The sequence below is a fragment of the Synechococcus sp. 60AY4M2 genome (assembly GCF_002760375.1).
Classification (GTDB): domain Bacteria; phylum Cyanobacteriota; class Cyanobacteriia; order Thermostichales; family Thermostichaceae; genus Thermostichus.
This window is the reverse complement of the sequence record NZ_AUMZ01000001.1, coordinates 2,889,955-2,909,987: the sequence shown is the minus strand read 5'-3', so window position 1 is coordinate 2,909,987 and position 20,033 is coordinate 2,889,955. Positions and strand designations below refer to the sequence as shown.

The 20,033-nt window shown below is 54.9% G+C and carries 18 protein-coding genes and 1 pseudogene; 13 read left to right on the top strand and 6 right to left on the bottom strand.

The window, feature by feature from the left end:
* Positions 1-420: 420 nt before the first annotated feature.
* Positions 421-552, bottom strand: a pseudogene (locus SYN60AY4M2_RS12745) (IS200/IS605 family transposase); the annotation flags it as partial.
* A gap of 497 nt (positions 553-1,049) precedes the next feature.
* Between SYN60AY4M2_RS12745 and aroB the strand changes: the two are divergent.
* Together aroB and SYN60AY4M2_RS12730 are read left to right on the top strand one after the other, a co-directional pair.
* Positions 1,050-2,258 carry a 3-dehydroquinate synthase gene (gene aroB, locus SYN60AY4M2_RS12735; protein ID WP_240527853.1) on the top strand — a complete coding sequence of 403 codons (1,209 nt, stop codon included), beginning with the start codon at positions 1,050-1,052 and terminating at the stop codon, positions 2,256-2,258.
* Positions 2,210-3,217 carry an aspartate-semialdehyde dehydrogenase gene (locus SYN60AY4M2_RS12730; RefSeq protein ID WP_099813080.1) on the top strand — a complete coding sequence of 336 codons (1,008 nt, stop codon included), beginning with the start codon at positions 2,210-2,212 and terminating at the stop codon, positions 3,215-3,217. The genes aroB and SYN60AY4M2_RS12730 overlap by 49 nt, the downstream gene beginning before the upstream one ends.
* On the opposite strand, the gene SYN60AY4M2_RS13955 is transcribed toward SYN60AY4M2_RS12730, so the two are convergent.
* On the bottom strand, positions 3,214-4,224 hold the full coding sequence (locus SYN60AY4M2_RS13955; RefSeq protein WP_168173342.1) for a DUF11 domain-containing protein: 1,011 nt from the start codon (positions 4,222-4,224) through the stop codon (positions 3,214-3,216). The genes SYN60AY4M2_RS12730 and SYN60AY4M2_RS13955 overlap by 4 nt on opposite strands.
* A 329-nt stretch (positions 4,225-4,553) precedes the next feature.
* Here SYN60AY4M2_RS13955 and SYN60AY4M2_RS12710 point away from each other — a divergent pair, with 329 nt between their 5' ends.
* Both SYN60AY4M2_RS12710 and SYN60AY4M2_RS12705 read left to right on the top strand, forming a co-directional pair.
* Positions 4,554-5,327, top strand: coding sequence for a ZIP family metal transporter (locus tag SYN60AY4M2_RS12710; protein WP_099813076.1), 774 nt, complete (start codon positions 4,554-4,556; stop codon positions 5,325-5,327).
* Positions 5,328-5,369: 42 nt separating this feature from the next.
* Positions 5,370-6,152, top strand: coding sequence for an alpha/beta fold hydrolase (locus SYN60AY4M2_RS12705; RefSeq protein WP_099813075.1), 783 nt, complete (start codon positions 5,370-5,372; stop codon positions 6,150-6,152).
* Here the strand turns inward: SYN60AY4M2_RS12705 and SYN60AY4M2_RS12700 are convergent.
* Positions 6,118-6,747 carry a DUF3598 family protein gene (locus SYN60AY4M2_RS12700; protein ID WP_240527896.1) on the bottom strand — a complete coding sequence of 210 codons (630 nt, stop codon included), beginning with the start codon at positions 6,745-6,747 and terminating at the stop codon, positions 6,118-6,120. The genes SYN60AY4M2_RS12705 and SYN60AY4M2_RS12700 overlap by 35 nt on opposite strands.
* A gap of 489 nt (positions 6,748-7,236) precedes the next feature.
* Between SYN60AY4M2_RS12700 and SYN60AY4M2_RS12695 the strand changes: the two genes are divergently transcribed.
* From SYN60AY4M2_RS12695 to fabG, 7 genes are all read left to right on the top strand, one after another.
* Entirely contained in the window at positions 7,237-8,388 is a 1,152-nt protein-coding gene (locus SYN60AY4M2_RS12695) for a PotD/PotF family extracellular solute-binding protein (protein ID WP_099813370.1), read from the top strand.
* A gap of 19 nt (positions 8,389-8,407) precedes the next feature.
* Complete coding sequence (locus tag SYN60AY4M2_RS12690; RefSeq protein ID WP_099813073.1) at positions 8,408-9,529, top strand: ABC transporter ATP-binding protein; 1,122 nt, start codon at positions 8,408-8,410, stop codon at positions 9,527-9,529.
* 28 nt (positions 9,530-9,557) lie between these two features.
* A complete protein-coding gene (locus tag SYN60AY4M2_RS12685) occupies positions 9,558-10,451 on the top strand; it encodes an ABC transporter permease (protein WP_099813072.1) in 894 nt (297 codons plus the stop codon).
* A gap of 41 nt (positions 10,452-10,492) precedes the next feature.
* The gene (locus tag SYN60AY4M2_RS12680; protein WP_099813071.1) at positions 10,493-11,323 is read left to right on the top strand and encodes an ABC transporter permease; all 831 of its coding nucleotides are present in this window, start codon (positions 10,493-10,495) and stop codon (positions 11,321-11,323) included.
* Positions 11,324-11,331: 8 nt separating this feature from the next.
* Complete coding sequence (locus tag SYN60AY4M2_RS14265) at positions 11,332-12,315, top strand: phosphotransferase (protein WP_099816147.1); 984 nt, start codon at positions 11,332-11,334, stop codon at positions 12,313-12,315.
* A gap of 21 nt (positions 12,316-12,336) precedes the next feature.
* On the top strand, positions 12,337-13,674 hold the full coding sequence (locus SYN60AY4M2_RS14260; protein ID WP_099816187.1) for an aspartate aminotransferase family protein: 1,338 nt from the start codon (positions 12,337-12,339) through the stop codon (positions 13,672-13,674).
* Between the two features lie 106 nt (positions 13,675-13,780).
* Positions 13,781-14,563 carry a 3-oxoacyl-ACP reductase FabG gene (fabG, locus tag SYN60AY4M2_RS12670; protein WP_099813070.1) on the top strand — a complete coding sequence of 261 codons (783 nt, stop codon included), beginning with the start codon at positions 13,781-13,783 and terminating at the stop codon, positions 14,561-14,563.
* A gap of 35 nt (positions 14,564-14,598) precedes the next feature.
* On the opposite strand, the gene SYN60AY4M2_RS12665 is transcribed toward fabG, so the two are convergent.
* The 3 genes from SYN60AY4M2_RS12665 to murC form a co-directional block, all read right to left on the bottom strand.
* Positions 14,599-14,865 (bottom strand): hypothetical protein, encoded by a 267-nt coding sequence (locus tag SYN60AY4M2_RS12665; protein ID WP_041436475.1) that lies wholly within the window; start codon positions 14,863-14,865, stop codon positions 14,599-14,601.
* 104 nt (positions 14,866-14,969) lie between these two features.
* Positions 14,970-15,896, bottom strand: coding sequence for a UDP-N-acetylmuramate dehydrogenase (gene murB / locus SYN60AY4M2_RS12660; protein WP_099813068.1), 927 nt, complete (start codon positions 15,894-15,896; stop codon positions 14,970-14,972).
* Positions 15,893-17,425 carry a UDP-N-acetylmuramate--L-alanine ligase gene (gene murC / locus SYN60AY4M2_RS12655; RefSeq protein ID WP_099813067.1) on the bottom strand — a complete coding sequence of 511 codons (1,533 nt, stop codon included), beginning with the start codon at positions 17,423-17,425 and terminating at the stop codon, positions 15,893-15,895. The genes murB and murC overlap by 4 nt, the downstream gene beginning before the upstream one ends.
* 264 nt (positions 17,426-17,689) lie before the next feature.
* Between murC and SYN60AY4M2_RS12650 the strand changes: the two genes are divergently transcribed.
* Complete coding sequence (locus SYN60AY4M2_RS12650) at positions 17,690-18,835, top strand: ABC exporter membrane fusion protein (protein WP_011430700.1); 1,146 nt, start codon at positions 17,690-17,692, stop codon at positions 18,833-18,835.
* A 9-nt stretch (positions 18,836-18,844) separates the two neighbouring features.
* Positions 18,845-20,029, top strand: a complete 1,185-nt coding sequence (gene devC / locus SYN60AY4M2_RS12645; protein ID WP_011430701.1) for an ABC transporter permease DevC — start codon at positions 18,845-18,847, stop codon at positions 20,027-20,029.
* The last annotated feature ends 4 nt before the right edge of the window (positions 20,030-20,033 follow it).

Here is a 20,033-nt window from a genome sequence, read left to right as displayed (position 1 = left end):
GCCCTGCTGCCTATGGCTCCGGCGGCCCCACTTGGCCTTCGCAATCTCTCCCCCAAACTCAGCGCACCGAAGTTGAGATTCTGCCGGTGCTGCCGGTTTTGCCCTGAGTAGGCCGCTGGGATCCGTTTTCCCCGTAGGGTGGAGGTTCGCATCTGGGGGGAACGCTTCGCACCGCTGGCGCGAGCAGTAGGCGAGGGTAGCCTTGTAAGCTGAGAAAGGGTTTCCTACCTGCCCCGCTGCGCGGTTCACTTGCAGTGGGCCGTAGGACTGGGCAAGCCAGGAGGCATGGGAAGAACATCAAGCAACAGAACGTGCCACACAAAAGGATAGCTTGGTAGCCCCGCACTTGAGTGCAGGGCGGAAAAGCTCGCTAGCCACTTTAGTCGCTTACCCATGATGGGGGTCGTTGATATAGTTTCATAGCTCAAACAACCTCTTCCTGACTTCTCCTACCAAGACCTTTTTCCTTCTCTTTGGCCAAAAAATAAGATAAACAACCGCTAGCCCCACACCATGGTTGTAGTGATTGTACCGTTGACTTTCCTCTCGCACTATCGCTTGCCCATGTTAGACTGCGGTTGTCATGCCGCTTGCCAACAATGATGGAGTACGGCTGTCAGCAGGTTCGAGTCAGGAACAGAGAGCTAGTCCCCCTATTAGAGTACTTGTGTCAACATTCTAATAAAGTGTACAACTGTGCCCTGTACTATGCGAGACAAGTCTATTTCAAAACGAAGCGATGGGCAAGCTATGGTGAGCTTTGTGCTGAGATGGCGAGAACCCAAAACAAGCACTTCATCGCAATGTATGTTTCCGCCGCACAACAGACCTGTAAGTCTGTAGCTGAGGCACTCAGTAGCTTTAAGAAAAAGCTGAGGCTCTCCTGGCAAGAAGGAATGAGTTTAAGACCAAACCTGCCGCGGCCTTCAGGAACTGTCTAGAGGCGCTTTGACAACGCCGTTACGGGTTCTTTTGTGGACTGCGTAAGAATCCCCCGCCTTTAGGCGCTGGGAGTGTCAATGGATCCCATCTCTTCAACAGCAGCACCTATGGATCCCTGTCTGATCCCCGTCAAGCTTCCCCACGGCTCCTACGACATTCTCATCCAGTCCCCCGAAGGCTCCGGCGGCCACAGCCTTATCCAGTTGGGATCCCAACTGCAAGCCAGGGGACTTTCGGGCAAGGCGCTGGTGGTGAGCCACCCCGGCATTGCCAAGCATTTTGGCGAAAAGTTGATGCAAGGGTTGCAACAAGCGGGGTTTGCCGCCCACCTGTGCCTATTGCCTGCCGGCGAGCGCTACAAAACCCTGCGCTCGGTGGCCAAGATCTACGATGCTGCCTTGAGCTTTGGCCTGGAGCGCTCTTCCACCCTCGTGGCCCTGGGAGGGGGGGTCATTGGGGATATGGTGGGGTTTGCCGCCGCCACTTGGCTGCGCGGGATCCCGTTTGTCCAGGTGCCCACTTCGCTTTTGGCCATGGTGGATGCGGCCATCGGCGGCAAGACCGGCGTCAACCATCCTGGCGGGAAAAACCTCATCGGCGCCTTCTACCAGCCGCGCCTGGTGTGGATCGACCCAACGCTGTTGCAGACCCTGCCCCGGCGGGAATTTACCTCGGCCCTGGCGGAAGTCATCAAATACGGCGTCATCCAGGCTGCCGACCTATTTGAGTTTTTGCAAGACCGGCCCAGGCTGAGGCGCTACGCCGATTTTGCCCCTGCGGATCTGCACTATCTGCTGCGGCGCTGTGCCGAGTGCAAAGCCTGGGTGGTGCAACAGGACGAGCGGGAAGGGGGCCTGCGGGCCATCTTGAACTACGGCCATACCCTCGGCCATGCCCTGGAAACCGTTACCGGCTACCGCCGCTACCTGCACGGGGAGGCGGTGGCTATTGGCATGGTGGCTGCGGGGGAGATCGCCCGTCGCCTGGGGTGGTGGAGCGCGGCTGAGGCCGAGCGGCAGCGACGCCTTATCGAAAGGGCAGGGCTGCCCAGCCACTGGCCCGCCGGGATCCCTTGGGAGGCAGTGCTGCAGGCAATGCAGGCCGACAAGAAAGTCAAACAGGGGCGGATTCGCTTCGTTCTGCCCCGCCGCATCGGCCAGGCCGAGCTGACCGATCAAGTCGAGCTGGCAGAGGTGCAGGCTGCTTTGGCCTCGATTACAGCCACCTCTGGAACCCTAGAATTAGGAAAACCTAAGGACAAGAAAGCATGGCACGGCAACAACGGGTGGCCATCTTGGGGGCCACAGGAGCAGTAGGAGCGGAGCTGCTGAAACTGCTGGAAGAGCGCCACTTTCCGGTGGCAGAGTTGAAGCTGTTGGCCTCGCCCCGTTCAGCGGGCACCTATTTGACCTTCAAGGGGGAACGGATCCCAGTGGAGCCGGTTTCAGAAGCGGCCTTCCGGGGCCTGGATCTGGTGCTGGCCTCTGCCGGTGCTAGTGTCTCCAAAACCTGGGCCAGAACCATCGTCGAGGCAGGAGCGGTGCTGATCGACAACTCCAGCGCCTTTCGTCTGGATCCCGATGTCCCGCTGGTGGTGCCCGAGGTCAACCCCCAGGAAGCCTTCCGTCACCAAGGGATCATTGCCAACCCCAACTGCACCACCATCCTGATGTGCGTGGCCATCTACCCCCTGCATCGCCACATCCCGCTGCGCCGGGTGGTGGCTGCTACCTATCAATCGGCCAGTGGGGCTGGGGCCCGCGCGATGGTGGAGCTAGAGGAGCAAACCCGCGCCTACCTGCAAGGCCAGCCGTTGCAGCCGCAGGTGTTTCCCTATCCCATTGCCTTCAACCTCTTCCTCCACAACAGCCCCCTGCAAGAGAACGGCTACTGCCAGGAAGAGATGAAAATGGTCAACGAATCCCGCAAGATTATGGGATCCCCCAACCTGCGGCTGACAGCTACCTGCGTGCGGGTGCCGGTGCTACGTACCCACGCCGAGGCCCTCAACCTGGAGTTTGAACAGCCCTTCCCCGTGGAAAAAGCCCGGCAAATCTTGGCCCAAGCTCCAGGGGTGGTGCTCATCGAAGATTGGCAGCAAAACCGTTTCCCCATGCCCATCGATGTGGCCGGCAAGGACGCAGTGGCCGTGGGCCGCATCCGCCAGGACATCTCCGAGCCCAAGGCCCTGGAGCTGTGGCTGTGCGGGGATCAAATCCGCAAAGGTGCGGCCCTCAACGCCATTCAAATTGCCGAGCTGCTTTTAAAGGACTAATTCACCACGACCGTCCAGGTTACCGGTCCTGCTGTGGCAGGGGCGGCCTGAGCGTTGGTCAATGTTACTGGGGAGTTGGTGTAGTTGTAGGTGCCGGGTGGGTCCGTAAGTGCGAATGGGACTTGGACAGGGATGGTCACTGTGCAAGTTTGTCCTGGGGCTACTTGTCCTCCGGTGAATTGAATGGTGTTCACACCCACCATGGTCATGAGGTTAGCTCCAGCACCACCACCACAGGAAGCAGGTAAGGGAGGAGGTGCACCAGGCCCTACGGTTAAAGGAGGCGGCCCTCCCGGCAAGGTGTGGTTAAAGGCCAAGCCCGTCAATGGAATGGCTGCGTTGTTGGTTATTGTAAACGTCAAAGTTCCGGTGCCGGTAACGGGACGTGGGCCGATTGGGCCAAGCGGGTTGGGAGCAAAGGCCATGGTAAAGGTGGGAGCTGGCACCGTTACCGTTAAGTTGATAGCCGCAGCGGTGGCATTGAGCCCTTGGTTGTTGCTCAGGGGTACCGCGGGGCTGGTCAGGGATCCCGCTGTCGTGGCTGTAACCTGAAGATCCAGGCTGATGGTGCAGCTAGCGTTGGCTGCCAATGAGCCGTTGATCAGCAAGATGGAAGTTGCTCCTGGTGCAGCTGCCAGCGTCCCGCCACAGCCGTTGTTGAGGTTGTTGGGATTGGCAACGACCAAGCCGGCAGGCAGGGGATCGGAAAAGGCTAGACCCGTCAGGGGCAGAGCGGCTGTGTTGGTGATCGTGTAGGTCAGAGTTGTTGTGGCATTAGGGCCGGCATCTACCGAGGTGGGGCTAAATGCCTTGGTAAAAGTCGGGGCACCCGGCGTAGGTGTCGGAGTCGGCGTAGGTGTCGGGGTTGGGGTGGGTGTCGGAGTTGGAGTCGGTGTAGGTGTAGGCACTGTCGTCCCACCGCTTCCGCCTCCACCGCAGCCGGTCAGTCCTAGACAGGCCGCTCCTAGACTCAAGGCCACAAGAGTTGTAACTGCTTTTTTCTTCATCGCTCTCTCACTCCTCATCACTATCGGACTTGACTTTAGTTTTTATCGACCTGTCTTGCTGCAGTGTACTCCAGTCCAATTGCTGTTCAGGACGCTTCTGCGCCGAGGCAATTTGCAATTATTGTAATAAACCTTGGCTTAGCTGGCAAACTCCAACTAGGGAATAGCTCCTTCAGACTTGCTCTTAGGTACCTTGCTTGTAAGCACAAAATCTGGCGCTCCAAGCCAACTTTCAGAACCTCGCCTATGCCGCTCGAGCCAGCAATGTTCACACAACGTTGGAAAGGGAGGAGAATTGAAAAGCATTCGGCCTTTGTGGAGATTGGCTTGTGCATCCAATTGGGATGGGATCCCTGGCTAGCTTTATCGCCGGCTTGGCGACGGGGCTGGGGGCTTTGCCGGCCCTTTTTCTTCCCTCGCTCTCCGAAAGGGTACAAGGGATCCTGCTGGGATTTGGGGGTGGGGTGATGCTGGCGGCCACCTCGTTTTCGCTGGTGGTGCCGGGCACCGAGGCAGCCATGGCGCTGGGGTATTCCCCATTTGGGGCGGCTGTGGTGATGGTGGCAGGCCTGTTGTTGGGGGCGATCTTCCTGGAGAGTGCCCACCGCCTCTTTCCTCACGAGCACTTTTTCAAAGGGGTGGAAGGGGAGAACCGCGCCCATTTGAAACGGATTTGGCTGTTCATCATTGCCATTGCCCTGCACAATTTCCCGGAAGGCTTGGCGGTGGGGGTGGGATTTGCCACCGGCCAAGTCGGCGATGGGTTGGCGTTGGCGTTGGGGATCGGCTTGCAGAACATGCCAGAAGGGCTGGTGGTGGCTTTGTCACTGGTGGGCCAGGGGTACTCGCGGCTGTTCGCTTTTGGCATCGCCCTGCTGACCGGACTGGTGGAGCCCATCGGCGGCATCCTGGGAGCAACGGTGGTCTCTCTGGCGCAGCCCCTACTACCCTGGGGCATGGCTTTTGCGGCGGGGGCGATGTTGTTTGTCATTTCCGATGAGATCATCCCTGAGTCGCACCGGCAGGGGTTGGAGCGGGAGGGCACCTTTGGGGTCATCAGTGGGTTTGTGGTGATGATGTTGCTGGATATCACCTTGGGCTAGCAAGGGATCCCGTCGCGAAGTGGAACGGAGTTTTATTTTTTTATGTTAAGTAACGAACCCTTTTTGTGGCGAGGAGCAGGGGAACACGCCTGTCTGCTGCTACATGGATTGGGGGGCGGTGTTTACGAGTTGCAATGGCTGGCAGAGCGGCTGTTGGCGGCTGGCCTGACGGTGCAGGGATTTAACTATCCCGGCCATGACCGCCCAGCACCCCGCATGCCCCCTTCCCGCTGGACGGAGTGGTATGGGCGGGCTTTGGAACATTACCTAGCCCTGCGGCAGGAGTACCCCCGCCTTTCGCTGGTGGGGTTTTCCACCGGCTGCCTGTTGGCGCTGCACCTGGCCTTTGCCCACCCTGTCCACAAATTGGTCCTGCTGGCGCCGTTTTTTGCCATTCGCCACCGCTGGTACTATCTCTTTCGCCCGGAGCAGTACCTCAACAGCCTGGTCTGGCTCTTGGAAGAGGTTCCCCGCTTTCGCCTGCCGATTCGGGATGGCGATGTCCGCGCGTTGGCAGAAAGAGTGGCCTATTTGCGCAGCTTCAATCTAACGGCGGTGCGCAGCGCCCTTGAGCTCATCGAGCGGGTCAGGGGGGAAGTAGCCAGCATCCAAGTTCCCACCCTCATCCTGCAGCCGCGCCAAGATACAGTGGTGGATCCCGACCAGGCGGCGTGGCTCTACCGGGAGCTGGGATCCGCCGAGAAGACCCTGCATTGGCTGGAGCGCTCCGACCACGTTCTCACCTTGGACTGCGAGCGGGAGACGGTGTTTGCCCAGGTCTGCGCCTTTCTCACCCCGGATCCCGCTCCAGCCGCATCAGCGTAACCCGCTGCCAGGCGCCGCCCTCGTCGTAGTCGCGCACCAGGCGCAGCAGGTGGCGGCCCTCCGGCCCTTCCGGAAACCAGCTCAGGCTGAGGGAAAAGCGGCGATCCCGATGAAGGGTGGGGATGGGCAAGGGATCCGGCCCGCCCATCCACAGCCCCCCCGGCAAGGGATCCCAAGGGCTGGCCCACTCTGAGAGATCTACATGAGTTTCGCTGAGCAAGCTATCGGCAGCAGAAAAGCTCTGGGCGATCCCCCGCCATCGCCCTTGCAAGGCCTCTCCCAGTTGCGCTTGGGTCAGCGCAGGAAAGTCGGCCCCAAGATCCAGCACCTGGCCGCGCCGCTCCAAGATGACCGTCACCCGCACCAGGCGGCCCTGGGGATCCCACTGCTGCACCACCCGCGCCTTGCGATCTCCCCAGAGAAAGCCCTGCTCGACGGCAAAATCACTAAACGGCGCCAGCTGCAGCCGCCCATTGGAAAAAGATCCATCGGGGAAAAAGCGCAATCCCGGCGAGAAATCCTGGTAGACCCAGCTCTGGGAGCTTTCGGGAGTGGGGGATCCCTGTAGGGGGTAGTAGGCGTTGGTTTGGCGGATCGCGCTCCCTGCCGCTTTACAAACGCAACAAACGCATGACTCTGAGAGCAGATTGATAGCTCCTCGACCTTGGCTATCTGGAGGCTCCTAACATATCACCTCTGCCCCTGTACTCGCTTCGCACACTGTACTGACATCAGTATCTCTCCAAAGCCCTCTGTACTTTGCAAAAGCTGCATCGTGGAGGTAGCAATAAAGTCGTTGCCAACGAGACAATAGCTTCTTGCTTACAGCCACGCACCTACACGCACCTATAACTAACATGGCGCTATATTCCCCCATGGCAAGAACAAGATTAGATGAGACACGATTACCCCACAATCTTCTAGGGAAATGTGCCCTAAGCTACAGATCGTTCATCATTGTTGGAGATACGGTACAAGAAAAAGAGATGGATATTCTGTGGGAAATGTGCCCTAAGCTACAGATCGTTCATCATTGATTGTTGGAGATACGGTACAGGGGAATCTTGACTTGCAGGGCTTGGTCATGAGCATTTCTAGAAGGTCGGTAGTTAAGAGCATTGCTGCAGGTGTAGGTGTTGCAATTAGCGGTGGCTTTTTGAGGCAGTACCAAGAGGCTTTTGCCGCGCGAGAGAAAGAGCTGAATATTCTGTGCTGGGAGGGTTACAACTCTGCGCAGGTTCTTGATCCCTTCCGCCAACGGTACAGTGCAACGGTGAAAGCTGAAACCTTAACCAATGATCCCACAATGATCAATCGCTTGCGAGCAGGCGAGACTAGAGTTTGGGATCTAATCAATGTGAACAACCCTTGGGCACGAGAGGTCATGTATCCGGAAAACCTGATTAAACCTCTTCCCCGTAAGGAGTTTGAGTATTATTTTGAGTCCATGCTTCCTCAATTTCGTCCCCCCTACAAGTGGGCGATGGATGCTACTGGAACAGAGTTGTTGGGTATGGCTCAGCGCTTTGGTCCCTTTTCCTTTGTGGTCAATACCAACAAGATTAGTCGCAAAACAGCTGAGGAAGAGGGCTGGGAGCTGTTCAACGACTCGGCATTAGCTGGTCGTTACGGTATTCTGGAGTCAGATGACTGGAATGTCTTTCACATCTTCTTGGTAGCAGGGATTGATCCCTTTAAGCAGCATTCTGAAGAGGAGATGTCCAGGTTTTTTGAGACTGCCAAAACCTTGTTTCGTAATGCAAAGCTGATTGGGGATATCGCTGCGATGAACCAAGCTTTAGTCTCAGGGGAGATTGACTTGCAATTCACTGGTGGGACATACTCTGTTTCACCTGCTAGGGCGGAGGGCTTCCTAGAACTACGCGGCATCACTCCACTCAAAGGGCCAATGCCTGGAAATAAAGGGGGAATCGCCTGGATTGAGATTACATCTGTAGTTAATAACCCACAGCTCTCACCGCTTGCATTCGAGTTTCTCAAGTATATTCAGGAACCAGAAATCGCTCACCGCGTTGCCTTTGCGGAGGGAACATTTAACCCGGTTACCCAGATGGGAAATCCAGATTGCTTCAAATTATTCACCAAAGAACAGCTAGAGGCAATCCAGTGGGATAGTCTTGAAGAAGAAATGGCTCGCTCTACAGAGTATAACATCGTTCCTGACTACAGCAAAGCCTTAGATTTGATGAATGCAGCCAAACGCTTGCGGACATAGCGCAGAGGGGTGGCAGCACATGGATGCCGTCAAGCTACAGAGCCAAGAGTTTTCCACTCAGAGAAGCTATTCCTCAACACCAGTTCTACAGTTAATAGGGGTATCTAAAGCATTTGGTTCATTTGTGGCTGTTCACAAAGTAGACCTAGATGTCTATGAGGGGGAATTCTTAACTTTGGTGGGTCCTTCGGGATCTGGAAAGACAACTTTACTTCGCATGCTTGCGGGCATGGAAGTGCCTTCCCAAGGAAATATCATCCTGCGAGGCAATCGTATCAATGACTTGCCTCCAAACTTGCGTCCTACCTGTCTAGTGTTTCAATCTCTAGCTCTCTTTCCCCATAAAACTGTAGGAGAAAACATTGAGTTTCCTCTAAAGGTTCGAGGAGTCGGTGCTCCTGAACGCCGTCGCCGAGCCTTAGAGCTTATGGCTACTGTACACCTGCCTGAAAACTATTACCGCAGGAATGTCATGCACTGCTCGGGAGGAGAAAAACAGAGAGTTGCCCTAGCCCGCGCGTTAGCTTTTGATCCCGAAGTCTTACTTTTTGATGAGCCGCTTTCTGCTATTGACTATAGATTGAAAAAGGTTTTGCAAAAAGAGCTTAAGGAGCTTCATCAAGCGACAAGGAAGACTTTTGTCTATGTCACTCACTCCCTAGAGGAAGCAATGGTGATGTCTGATCGGATTGCTGTCATGCACCAAGGAAGATTAATTCAGGTCGGCTCACCAGAGGAGATTTACGAGCGTCCAGCAAATCGGTTTGTTGCAGAGTTCATGGGAGATGTAAATATTATCAGGGTAAAACGTAGAGAGAAGGATTTGATTTGGTCAGGAGAGGATGTTGATGGATCTTTTTGTGTTCTCCCACCTCCTGGTGAACCAGATATTTGCTCTGCTTATATAGTAATCCGACCTGAACGCCTGCGAGTTTTACGTCCTCATGAAACTGCAGATAATATTCTTATCGGAGAGATTCATAACAGATATGACTTGGGCTCGAGGATTCAATATCAAGTAAGGGTTGGAGAGAAAATGATGCTAGTTGAGGTTTCACGTTCTCAGGCTTCTAGTCTATCATTACAGATGGAGGTTACCTTAGGGTGGAATGCTAGTGATGCGTTTACAGTAGTGAGTTAGGTGAAATGGTAAGCAATTTAGGGTAATTATGACAACAGCTCTGCCGTCTTTATTGGAGAATCGCGGGAAAGCATCTTTGTCGCCCGCTCTTCTGGCGATACCTAGCCTTGTTCTTCTGGGAGTGGGCTTTTTCTTGCCACTGTGCGTGATTTTACTCTACTCATTTGCAACTCCTCGTAGCTTTGAATTGCTGAGATCCTTCACGCTAGTAAATTATAGCGAGCTGATTAGGGCCGAAAATAGCATTTGGAGATCTTTCATTTGGTCTAACGGTCTCGCACTTGCTACCTGTTGTCTGTTATTCCTTTTTACCTACCCTATAGCTCATGGTTTATGCCGTGTTTTCGGTCACTGGGCTGGTCTGGTTACCAATCTCTTCATCTTTCCTCTTTTCATTTCCGAGAATGTTCGCCTTCATGGATGGGTGCTATTCTTCATTAAAGGTGGGGTTCTCAACGGAACAATCGAAGCTTTGGGATGGCAAGGTGGACTAGAAGTTCTGTACCAGCCCGGAATGATATTGGCAGGAATGATCTATACCCATTTTCCATTTATGCTCTTTCCTGTTACCTTAGGGTTAGCAATGGTTCCTCGCGACCTCTGCGATGCTGCTGCAGATTTAGGGGCTAATCGATGGCAGATTTGGCGAGAAGTAGAATTGCCTATTGCATTACCCGGAATCTTGGTTGGGATGTTGCTTACATTTGTTTTAGCTTTCGGTGCTTTAACGGAGGCCCGAATTTTGGGAGGTCAATCTGTAATTGTGATTGCCCATGATGTAGAGCATGCCTTTACCTATGCTCAGAATTGGCCTTTGGGGTCTGCACTTTCTGTTCTGTTGACACTATGGATTGGTGGTCTTGTTATGGCTATCTTCTCTAAAGTTGATTTAGATCGAATTTTAGGTAAGAAAGAGATATAGCTGAGATAGAAGCTAGAGATCTAGAGCACTTTGAGACTTTTATGAAACTTCCTGGTCGGTGGAAATCTGAAATCCTCACATGGGTATGGACAGGATTTGCTCTCCTGACCATTTACTTGCCATTATTCTGTACTGTTCTAGCTAGCTTTTCTAGAGCCCGCTATTTTACTTTTCCTATTCGCTCATTTTCTACTCGGTGGTGGAAACAAACGCTTGAATCGCTGGAAATTCACACAATAATTACTAACTCCCTTCTAATTGCTTTTTCTGTTACACTTCTTTCCGTAGGGATTGCTTTCTGCGGCTCTCTGGCCTTTGCTAGGTTCAATTGGCGAGGGCGTAAGCTTTTTCAGAAAGTACTTGTTCTGCCTATTTTTTTTCCACAACCTGTGCTTGGACTTGCATTACTAATGTTCTTTAACACTTTTGGAATTGAAACCTCTTGGCGTACAGCAATCTTTGCTCACTTGGTCTGGATAGCTCCAGTTGCAACACTAGTTATGGCCATTCAGGTCTACGGGTTTGATGCTAGTCTAGAGGAAGCAGCTTACGATCTAGGTTGTTCCAACTTGCAGGTTTTTAGAGAGATTACACTACCTCTACTCTGGCCAGGTATTCAATCAGGAGCTCTCTTTTCTTTTCTACTTTCTTGGGGCAACTTCCCGCTGTCACTGTATACATCTGGAGCCGACTCTACGATTCCAGAGTGGCTCTACAGTAAAATGGTGGCAGGATATACACCAATGGTGCCAGTTCTGGGAACTATATCGACTCTGGGTGCAGCAACTATCTTCCTTATGAGCGGCTTACTCTCTGTCTTGATTCGTCGCCTTCAACTTCATCAGCTTTCCCGGCAGGATGCTACAAAGTGAGGTAATCAATGTATACCGACGAATTTATTCGACAAATCAAAGAAGGGCTCTATCAATTGTTACCATCTTGGGGTGTGAATCCCGCAGCGGAGATAGATCTGCTCAATATATCAGAGAACGCTACTTTTCTAGCGAGGAACACAGGACTTGATCAGGATTTGGTATTCCGTGTATATCGTCCTGGTTATCATAACCTTCAGGAAATAGAGTCAGAGTTGCTTTGGATTGAGGCAATCAGGAAAGATACAAGAGTAAAAACTCCAGGTATTATTCCCTTGAGGGATGGGAAGCTAGTTGGAGAGATTAAACAAGAAAATGTGATCCTTTACGTGGTTGCTTTTGAATTTGTCGATGGAGATTCACCCTCCGAAGGCGCAGATTTGGTTACACACTTTTACAACCTAGGTGTGATTACTGCTAGACTTCACAAGCACGCTCGGGCCTGGTGTTTACCCCCCTCATTCAAACGTAAAACCTGGGATTTTGAGATGACACTTGGGTCAGTAAAGATTTGGGGTGATTACCGAGCAGCACCAGGTCTCACGCATGAGGGAACGAATCTGTTAGAACGAACTGTTGAAGTCTTACGCAAGTTGCTGGAGCCTCTGAGTCATCCAGAAAACTTTGGACTCATCCATGCTGACCTTCGACTTACTAATCTACTGGTAAATGATGATGGAATTTATGTCATAGATTTTGACGATTGTGGATTTAGCTGGTTTCTCTATGACTTTGCTGCAGCAGCTTCGTTTATCGAACATAAGCCTTATCTTCCAGATTTACAAGCGGCCTGGGTAGAGGGATATAGAACCGAACTCCCTCTGACAGACGTTCAAGTTGCTCAAATACCCGTCTTTGTCATGCTGCGTCGAATTCTTCTAACTGCCTGGATTGCTTCCCATTCTGAAACCCCGACGGCTCGGGAGCTAGGGGAGTCCTATACTTCTGGAACGCTAGAATTAGCAGAAAGGTTTCTTCAGTGCTATGCTTGAATAGATGCAATGGCAATGACTATGAAAGACAAAAAGGAAATACTCGCTCTGAATGCGTTTGCTTTAGAATCCGCAGATCTTTCCACTTTTGAAGATAATTTAGCCGAGCTCCTGCGAAGACGAGAGCAGATATTTGGATCCCTCTCAGTCCTCTTCTACCAGCGTCCTCTGCATATTGTCAGTGCCAGAGGTTGCTCAATTCTTGCTGCTGACGGTACTCGCTATCTGGATTTCTACAATAACGTACCTTCGGTTGGTCACTGTCATCCTCGAGTTACTAAGGCAGTATGCGATCAGATCCAAAGGCTAAACATTAACACTCGTTACCTTTATAGAATTCTCAATGACTACGCGGAGAAGCTGCTATCTTTATTTCCTCCTGAACTATCAAATCTGGTTTTAACATGTACGGGCAGTGAGAGTAATGATTTGGCGTTGCGAATTGTTCGTTACTTCACAAAGGGAGAAGGTTTTATTGTATCCAGCAATGCTTACCATGGGAATACAGCGGCAGTTACAGAAGTTTCGCCAGCTTCTTACCGCCAGGGCTCACTGCCACGTTACGTTCGTACGGTGCCTCCTCCAGATCCTCTCTACTATGGCTCGGATGTTGGGAAAGGCTTCGCGGAAGCAGTGGCTGCTGAGATCCAGGATCTCCAACAAGCAGGAATTCCCTTTGCAGGGCTTTTAGTGGACACAATCTTTTCGAGCGATGGTGTTTATGTAGATCCGCCAGGATTTCTGCAGGCGGCTGTGGATGTCGTCCATGAAGCAGGTGGATTGTGGATTGCTGATGAAGTGCAACCTGGGTTTGGCCGCACAGGGACGATGTGGGGCTTTGAACGCCATGGTGTAGTTCCCGATCTGGTGACTCTGGGCAAGGCCATGGGAAACGGCTTTCCTATGGCAGGGATTGTTACTCGCCCTGAGTATCTCCGGGCTTTCAGCGAACATTTTGGCTACTTCAATACTTTTGCAGGCAATCCTGTTGCGGCAGCAGCAGGTCTAGCTGTCTTGGAAGTGATTGAGGAAGAGGGCCTTGTAGAAAATGCTTCTTGGCTAGGGACTAAACTGCGTTCATGGATACAAGACCTATCAACTCATTACCCAGTCATAGGAGGAGTGAGGGGTGCAGGCCTTTATCTGGGAATAGATATAGTTGATCCCAAAGACGGTAGGCCAGATGTAAGACGAGCAACGCGTATCATTAATGCCCTATGCGAGGAGAAGCAGATTTTGATAGGAGCTACTGGAAGTCTTGGGCACATCCTGAAGATCCGTCCGCCTCTCTGTCTTCAATCTCCAGAAGCAGAGCTATTTGCAGAAGCTTTGGAGGATGTGTGTAGGGCTTTGCTCTAAAACCTGTTGACACGACAGACAGGCCAAGTTTGACTTATGCCAACCTAGCTAGAAGTAGTAGTTGCTATTACTTTGTCTGTTCCTAACTTCGACTTGAGGAGAAAAAATGTTTAGGTCTCTAGCTGGACGCACAGTAATTGTCACAGGGGGAAGTCGCGGCATTGGACGTGGTTTGGTCAAGCGTTTTGCCGAAGTAGGAGCTAATGTGTTAGTTGTTTCTCGACATCTGGAGCAAGCGGAAGCCTTGGCCTCAGTATTGGGTTCAAACGTATCGGCCTTTGCGGCAGATGTTACAAATCCTGAGTCCTGCCATGCTTTTGCATCTACAGCACTTAAGCGGTATGGACACATTGACATACTGTGTGCTAATGCAGGAATCTTCCCAGTAGCTAAACTGGATGTCATGACCTCAGAAGACTTTGATCTCGTTCTCAGCACTAACCTCAAGGGAATGTTTCTGAGTATTTCTGCAGTCTTGCCAGCGATGAAGCAGCAGCAGTGGGGACGAATCATCGTAACTTCTTCAATCACTGGGCCCATCACTGGGTATCCGGGGTGGAGTCATTATGGAGCCTCTAAAGCCGGACAGTTAGGGTTTATTCGCACCGCCGCCATTGAGCTTGCTCCCTGGAACATCACTATCAATGCTGTGATGCCAGGCAACATCCACACAGAAGGATTGGACAGCTTAGGGGCTGACTATTTGGCTAAGATGGCAGCCTCGATTCCTATGAAACGTCTAGGTAGTGTTGAGGATGTTGCTAACGCAGCACTCTTTTTTGCTTCTGAAGAGGCTGCTTACATTACAGGCCAAACTCTCGTCGTTGATGGAGGGCAAGTTCTCCCGGAGTCACTCATGGCTTTAGAAGAGATGAAAGAAATGTTTTAGACACGTTCTGGGTAACGATAATCACCGCGACTGATTTAGTCGTTGTGTCGGTCTAGAGAGGGATCCCAGTCCAGATCTTCGTGGCGGTGCTCCCGTTCCCAGCGATGCACCCAGTCCCAAATGCGATAGTGCTGCTCGGCGGTGAGTTGCTTGGGATCTTGGGCCAAAGCGGCAGCCTCTTCTGGGGTGAGCAAAGCAGCCAGGCTGCCGATCTCCACCAAATAGCGGCGTTCTTCCGCAGTGGTGTGGGACTGATTGAGCCGTCGAATTAAACGACGTAAAGTGGCTACATCTTGACTCATAAGCCGATAGGCGAACATCTACAAAAGGCGGTAAGAACAGTTTAAGAGCAGAATCATCAAAATCACCAAAAGAAAACAGTCCAAATTGCCTGCCCAATGCTCCTCTAATCCTCAAAGGATCCCAGAATGCGCACTTCCGGCTCCAAAAGCACCGACCATTGTTGATAGACCTTTTCCTGGGCCAAGCGAATCAAGCGGTAAATGTCCTTGGCACTCGCCTGATGGCAATTGAGGATGAAGTTGGCATGGCGCTCTGAAATTTGGGCCCCACCGATGCGGTACCCCTTCAACCCCACCTGCTCAATTAGCCAGCCGGCAGGATAGGTTTCGGGGTTGCGAAAGACGCTGCCACAACTGGGCAGATGATAGGGCTGAGAGCTCAGGCGCTGGTTGAGGTGGCGCTGGGTTTGTCGCTGCACCTGAGCCGGATCCCGGCCTGGGAGTAACTGCAGCGTTGCCCCCGTCACCGTCCAAGGAGAGTCCTGTAGCCGCGAGCGGCGGTAGCCAAATTGCAGATCGACCGGTTCTAAGCGGCAGGGCTCCTGCTCTTCATCCAAAATCTGCACTTCCACCAACACGTCCGACATGGCGCGCCCGTGGGCGCCGGCATTCATCACCACCGCTCCCCCCAGCGTGCCCGGGATCCCGATGGCCCACTCCAAGCCACTCCAGCCCCGCTTGGCGGCTGCCCGCGCCAGGTTAACCAAAGGTTCTCCGGCAGCGGCCCAGATCCTCCCCCCCTCCAACAGTTGCATCCCGCGCAAACGCCGGGTGTGGATCACCAGCCCCGGCAGGCCGGCATCGCTGATGAGCAGGTTGCTGCCCGCCCCCAACAGTGTAACCGGGATCCCTTGCGCCCGCGCCCAGGCCAAACATTGCTGCAGCTCCAGATTGTTGTGCGGCTCGCAATACCACTCCGCCTTGCCGCCCACCCGAAAGCTGGTCAGAGGGGCCAAGGGGATCCCCGCTTGAATCCGTCCAGAGAGTCGGGCAACGCTTGAGGCATTGGGCACGCAGGGAGCTGTAGTCATGATGCCAATACCTCAGAAGCCCCCATCTCCCTGATCCCATCCTCCGCTTGCCCCGGCAATTTCCCTTCAAAGTTTGCCAGAGGCTGCTCCCCCAGCCGAGCCGCATAGGCCCGCATCGTAGCGGCTATCTGTTGATTGAGATCGCCTGCGCCCAAAAAAATTGCCAGATCTCCAGGTTGCAAGATAGACGGCAACACCTGCGGCAATTGCGGCAAAGAAGACACATAACGTACATGGGGATGGTGCTCCGCCACCGACACGGCCAGCCGCAAGCTGTCGGAGCCCTCAGGCGCTGCTTCTCCCGCCCCATAAGTGGGCACGATCACCACCACCTGCGCATCCGCAAAGCAGCAAGCAAAGTCCTGGAACAACTTGGCCAAGCGGCTGTGGCGATGGGGCTGGAACACCGCCACCACCCGCCGCTGCTGCAGCCGTGCCGCCCGCAGCGTAGCCCGAATCTCGCTGGGATGATGGGCATAGTCGTCGATAAAGGTGACCCCACCCACCTCGCCCCTGTGCTCAAAGCGGCGCCGCACTCCCGGAAACTGGGCCAGAGCAGAGGCAATCACGGGGAACTCCAAGCCCAGCTGCCGCCCCACGGCAACCGCGGCCAGAGCATTGCTGAGGTTGTGGGATCCCAGCACCTGCAGGCGGAGCTGGCCGAGGAGGGATCCCCTTTCCCAGATCTCGGCAGAGGTGCAATCGGCAGTGTAGAGGATCTGACGGGCCTGGTACTGGGCTTGGGGATGGCCGGCCAGGCTGTAGCCGATGTCCACCTTGAGGTGGGTGGCCACGTTGGGGCAGTCCAGACAGGCCACCAGGGTTTGGCTCTGCTGCCCATACTGCTGAAAGGCCCGGATCACCTGCTCCAGATTGGCGTAGTGATCCGGGTGGTCTAGCTCAATGTTGGTGATCACGCCAATTTGGGGATAGAGCCGCACCAGGGATCCATCCGACTCGTCCACCTCGGCTACCAGGTATTCCCCCTGGCCTAGACGGGCATTGCCATCCCAGGCGTCCATCTCCCCGCCGATGATCAAGGTGGGATCCCAGCCCGCCGCCAGTAACATGTAGCCAATCATGCTGCTAGTAGTGGTCTTGCCGTGGGTGCCCGCCACCCCAATGCTGGGACGATGGTTAAACAGGGCAGCCAGCAAATCGGCTCGATGCCAAACCTTTAGTCCCTTGTCCAGCGCCGCCGCTAATTCCGGGTTGGTGGGGCGAATGGCGCTGGAGTAGACCACCTGGGGATCCCCGGCCAAACCCTCCAGAGTGTGCCCCTGAATAAAGCGCACCCCCAAGGCTTCCAGGCGACGGGTGCGGCCATTGGCGGCAATATCCGACCCTGAAACCCGAAACCCCTGCTTGGCCAAAATGTAAGCCAGAGCCGACATCCCCACCCCGCCGATCCCGACAAAATGATAAGCCGGAAGTAGCGGGTTCAACGGATCCAAATTTTTCGCAGGCGGAGATGGAGAACGAGCTGGCGCCGGCGCAACGGCATCTTTCCCCCCAACTGTTTCCACCATCGCAACTCCACCTCACTCCTCGCACCACACCTAGAAATCGGCACCTGCAGAAAGGCCCCGGACACGGCAGATCATATCAGGAATCCCTTGGGTTAGGTAGCCGACGAAGGTCGACAACCGAAGACAAGCCGGAGAAAAACGAATACCCGAAAAATAAACACATGAGAAAAACCTGGACATCCTTGCCCCATAAACTTTACATTTATTAAAGAATGGCAACTGTAACGACCGACCTCAACCGCAAAACTCAACGAGTAGGGAACGATGAATCAGCGGCTACTCTGGTCTATTGCGGGAGCTGGATTGCTGGCCGGAACTGGGCTGGCCTGGCTGGGCCTGAGCCAGCAGGCGGCCACCCAATCCGTATCAGAGAATGCAACGGAGGAGACGCGGCTACCTCCCCGCGTTGGCGCCCTGGGTCGCCTGGAGCCGGAAGGAGAGGTGGTGCGGGTGGCCGGCCCTCCGGGAGAGCGACTGGGAGAGCTGCTAGTGGCCGAAGGGGAGCGGGTGAGGGCGGGGCAAGTGTTGGCCCGTCTGGAAAGCTATCGAGAGCGCCTGGCCGAGCGGGAGTATGCTGCTGCCCAACTCCAAGAAGCCCGCGCCCGGCTGGAGGCCGAGACCCGCTTTGGCCAAGCTCAAGTGGAAGAGGCGCGCACCCGCCTCAGCCGCCTAGACGAACCGCAACAGATGCAGATCCGATCCCAGGAAGCGGTGGTGGAGCGCCTTCGGGCGGAGCTGGCCGATGCCGAGGCCAACCTGGCTCGCTTCCAGGCCCTGTGGCAGGAGGGGGCTATCTCCCAGCAGGAGCTAGACCAGAAAGCTCTGCTGGTGCGGCAACGGCAGGAGGACTTGCGGGCTGCCGAGGCCACTCTGGATCAACTGCGCCTGGCCCGCGAGCGGGATCTGCGCAACGCCCAAGCCCAGGTGCAAGCTGCTGAAGCGGGGCTGAGGCGGGCGCAAGCGCAAGTGCAACTGGGATCCCTGGCCCGCAACCTGGAGCTGGCGGAGGCCCGTCTGGAGCGCACCCTCATCCGCGCCCCCCGGGCCGGCCAGGTGCTCAAGATCCGCACGCGGCCTGGGGAAGTTATCGCTGCCGACACAGGGATCCTCGAGCTGGGCAACACCGACCAGATGATGGTGGTGGCGGAGGTCTACGAAACCGACATCCTGCGGGTGCGGCCCGGACAACGGGCCACCATCAGCAACCGCGCGCTGCCAGAAACGCTGCAGGGCCGGGTGGAGCGGGTGGGCCTGCAGATCGGCAAAAAAGACGTGCTCAACACCGACCCCGCCGCCGATGTGGATGCCCGCGTGGTGGAGGTGTACATCCGCCTGGATCCGGAAAGCAGCGCCCGCGTGGCCGGCCTGACCAACCTGCAGGTGGATGTGGCCATCGAGGTCGAGGGGTAGGAGGGGGGAATGTCCGGCCTGTTCAGCGTAGCGTTTATCGGGCGGCGCATCCCCTTGGCCTGGCTGCAGTTGACGCGGGAGAAGATCCGCCTGCTGGTGGCCCTGGCGGGCATTGCCTTTGCCTGCATTCTCATGTTCATGCAGTTGGGCTTCCAGGACAGCCTCTTGGAAAGCGCCATCCGCTTCCACGTCGCCCTCAAAGGGGAGATCTTCCTGGTCAGCCCCCAGTCCAACGCCCTCATTGCCATGAACACCTTTTCCCAGCGGCGGCTCTACCAGGCGTTGGGCTTTGAGGGGGTACGGGCCATCTCGCCCGTCTATGTGGGCTTTGCCCTCTGGAAAAACCCCCAGACCCGCCGCACCCGCAGCATCTTTGTGGTGGGGGTGGATCCCTCTGCCGACCTGCTGGAGTTGCCGGAGCTGACCCCCGACAAGTTGGAGGAGATCAAGAAAGCAGACGTGGTGCTCTTCGACCGCCGCTCCCGCAGCGAGTTTGGCCCCATCCCGGAGTGGTTTGAGGCCGGTCGAGAAGTTTTTACTGAAGTAGGCAACCGCCGCGTCCAGGTGGGGGGCCTGTTCAAGATGGGGGCCACCTTTGGCGCCGATGGCACCATCCTCACCAGCGACCTCAACTTCCTGCGCATCTTTCCCCAGCGGGAGCGCGGCCTGGTGGATATCGGCGTAGTGCAGCTGCAGCCGGGAGTGGATCCCCAGCCGTTGGTGCAGCAGATGCGGGCCTTGCTGCCGGAAGATGTGCGGGTGCTGTCGCGGGCAGAGTTTATCGATATGGAGCAAAGCTACTGGGAGGAGGGCACGGCCATCGGCTTTATTTTCGGCCTGGGGGTGGCCATGGGCTTCATCGTCGGCATTGTGATTGTCTATCAGATCCTCTACACCGATGTATCCGATCACCTGGCGGAATATGCCACCCTCAAGGCCATGGGCTACACGGATACTTACCTGTTGGGGGTGGTGTTTCAAGAAGCTATTTTGCTGGCCGGCTTGGGGTATATTCCAGCTTTTGCCCTGGCAGTTTTGCTCTACGATTTGACGGCCAATGCTACGTTGCTGCCGATCGCCATGACCTTCAACCGGGCGGTGTTGGTGCTGCTGCTGGCAGTGAGCATGTGCTTTATCTCGGGGGCCATTGCCGTGCGGCGGCTGCGGGCAGCCGATCCCGCCGACATTTTCTAAGTTT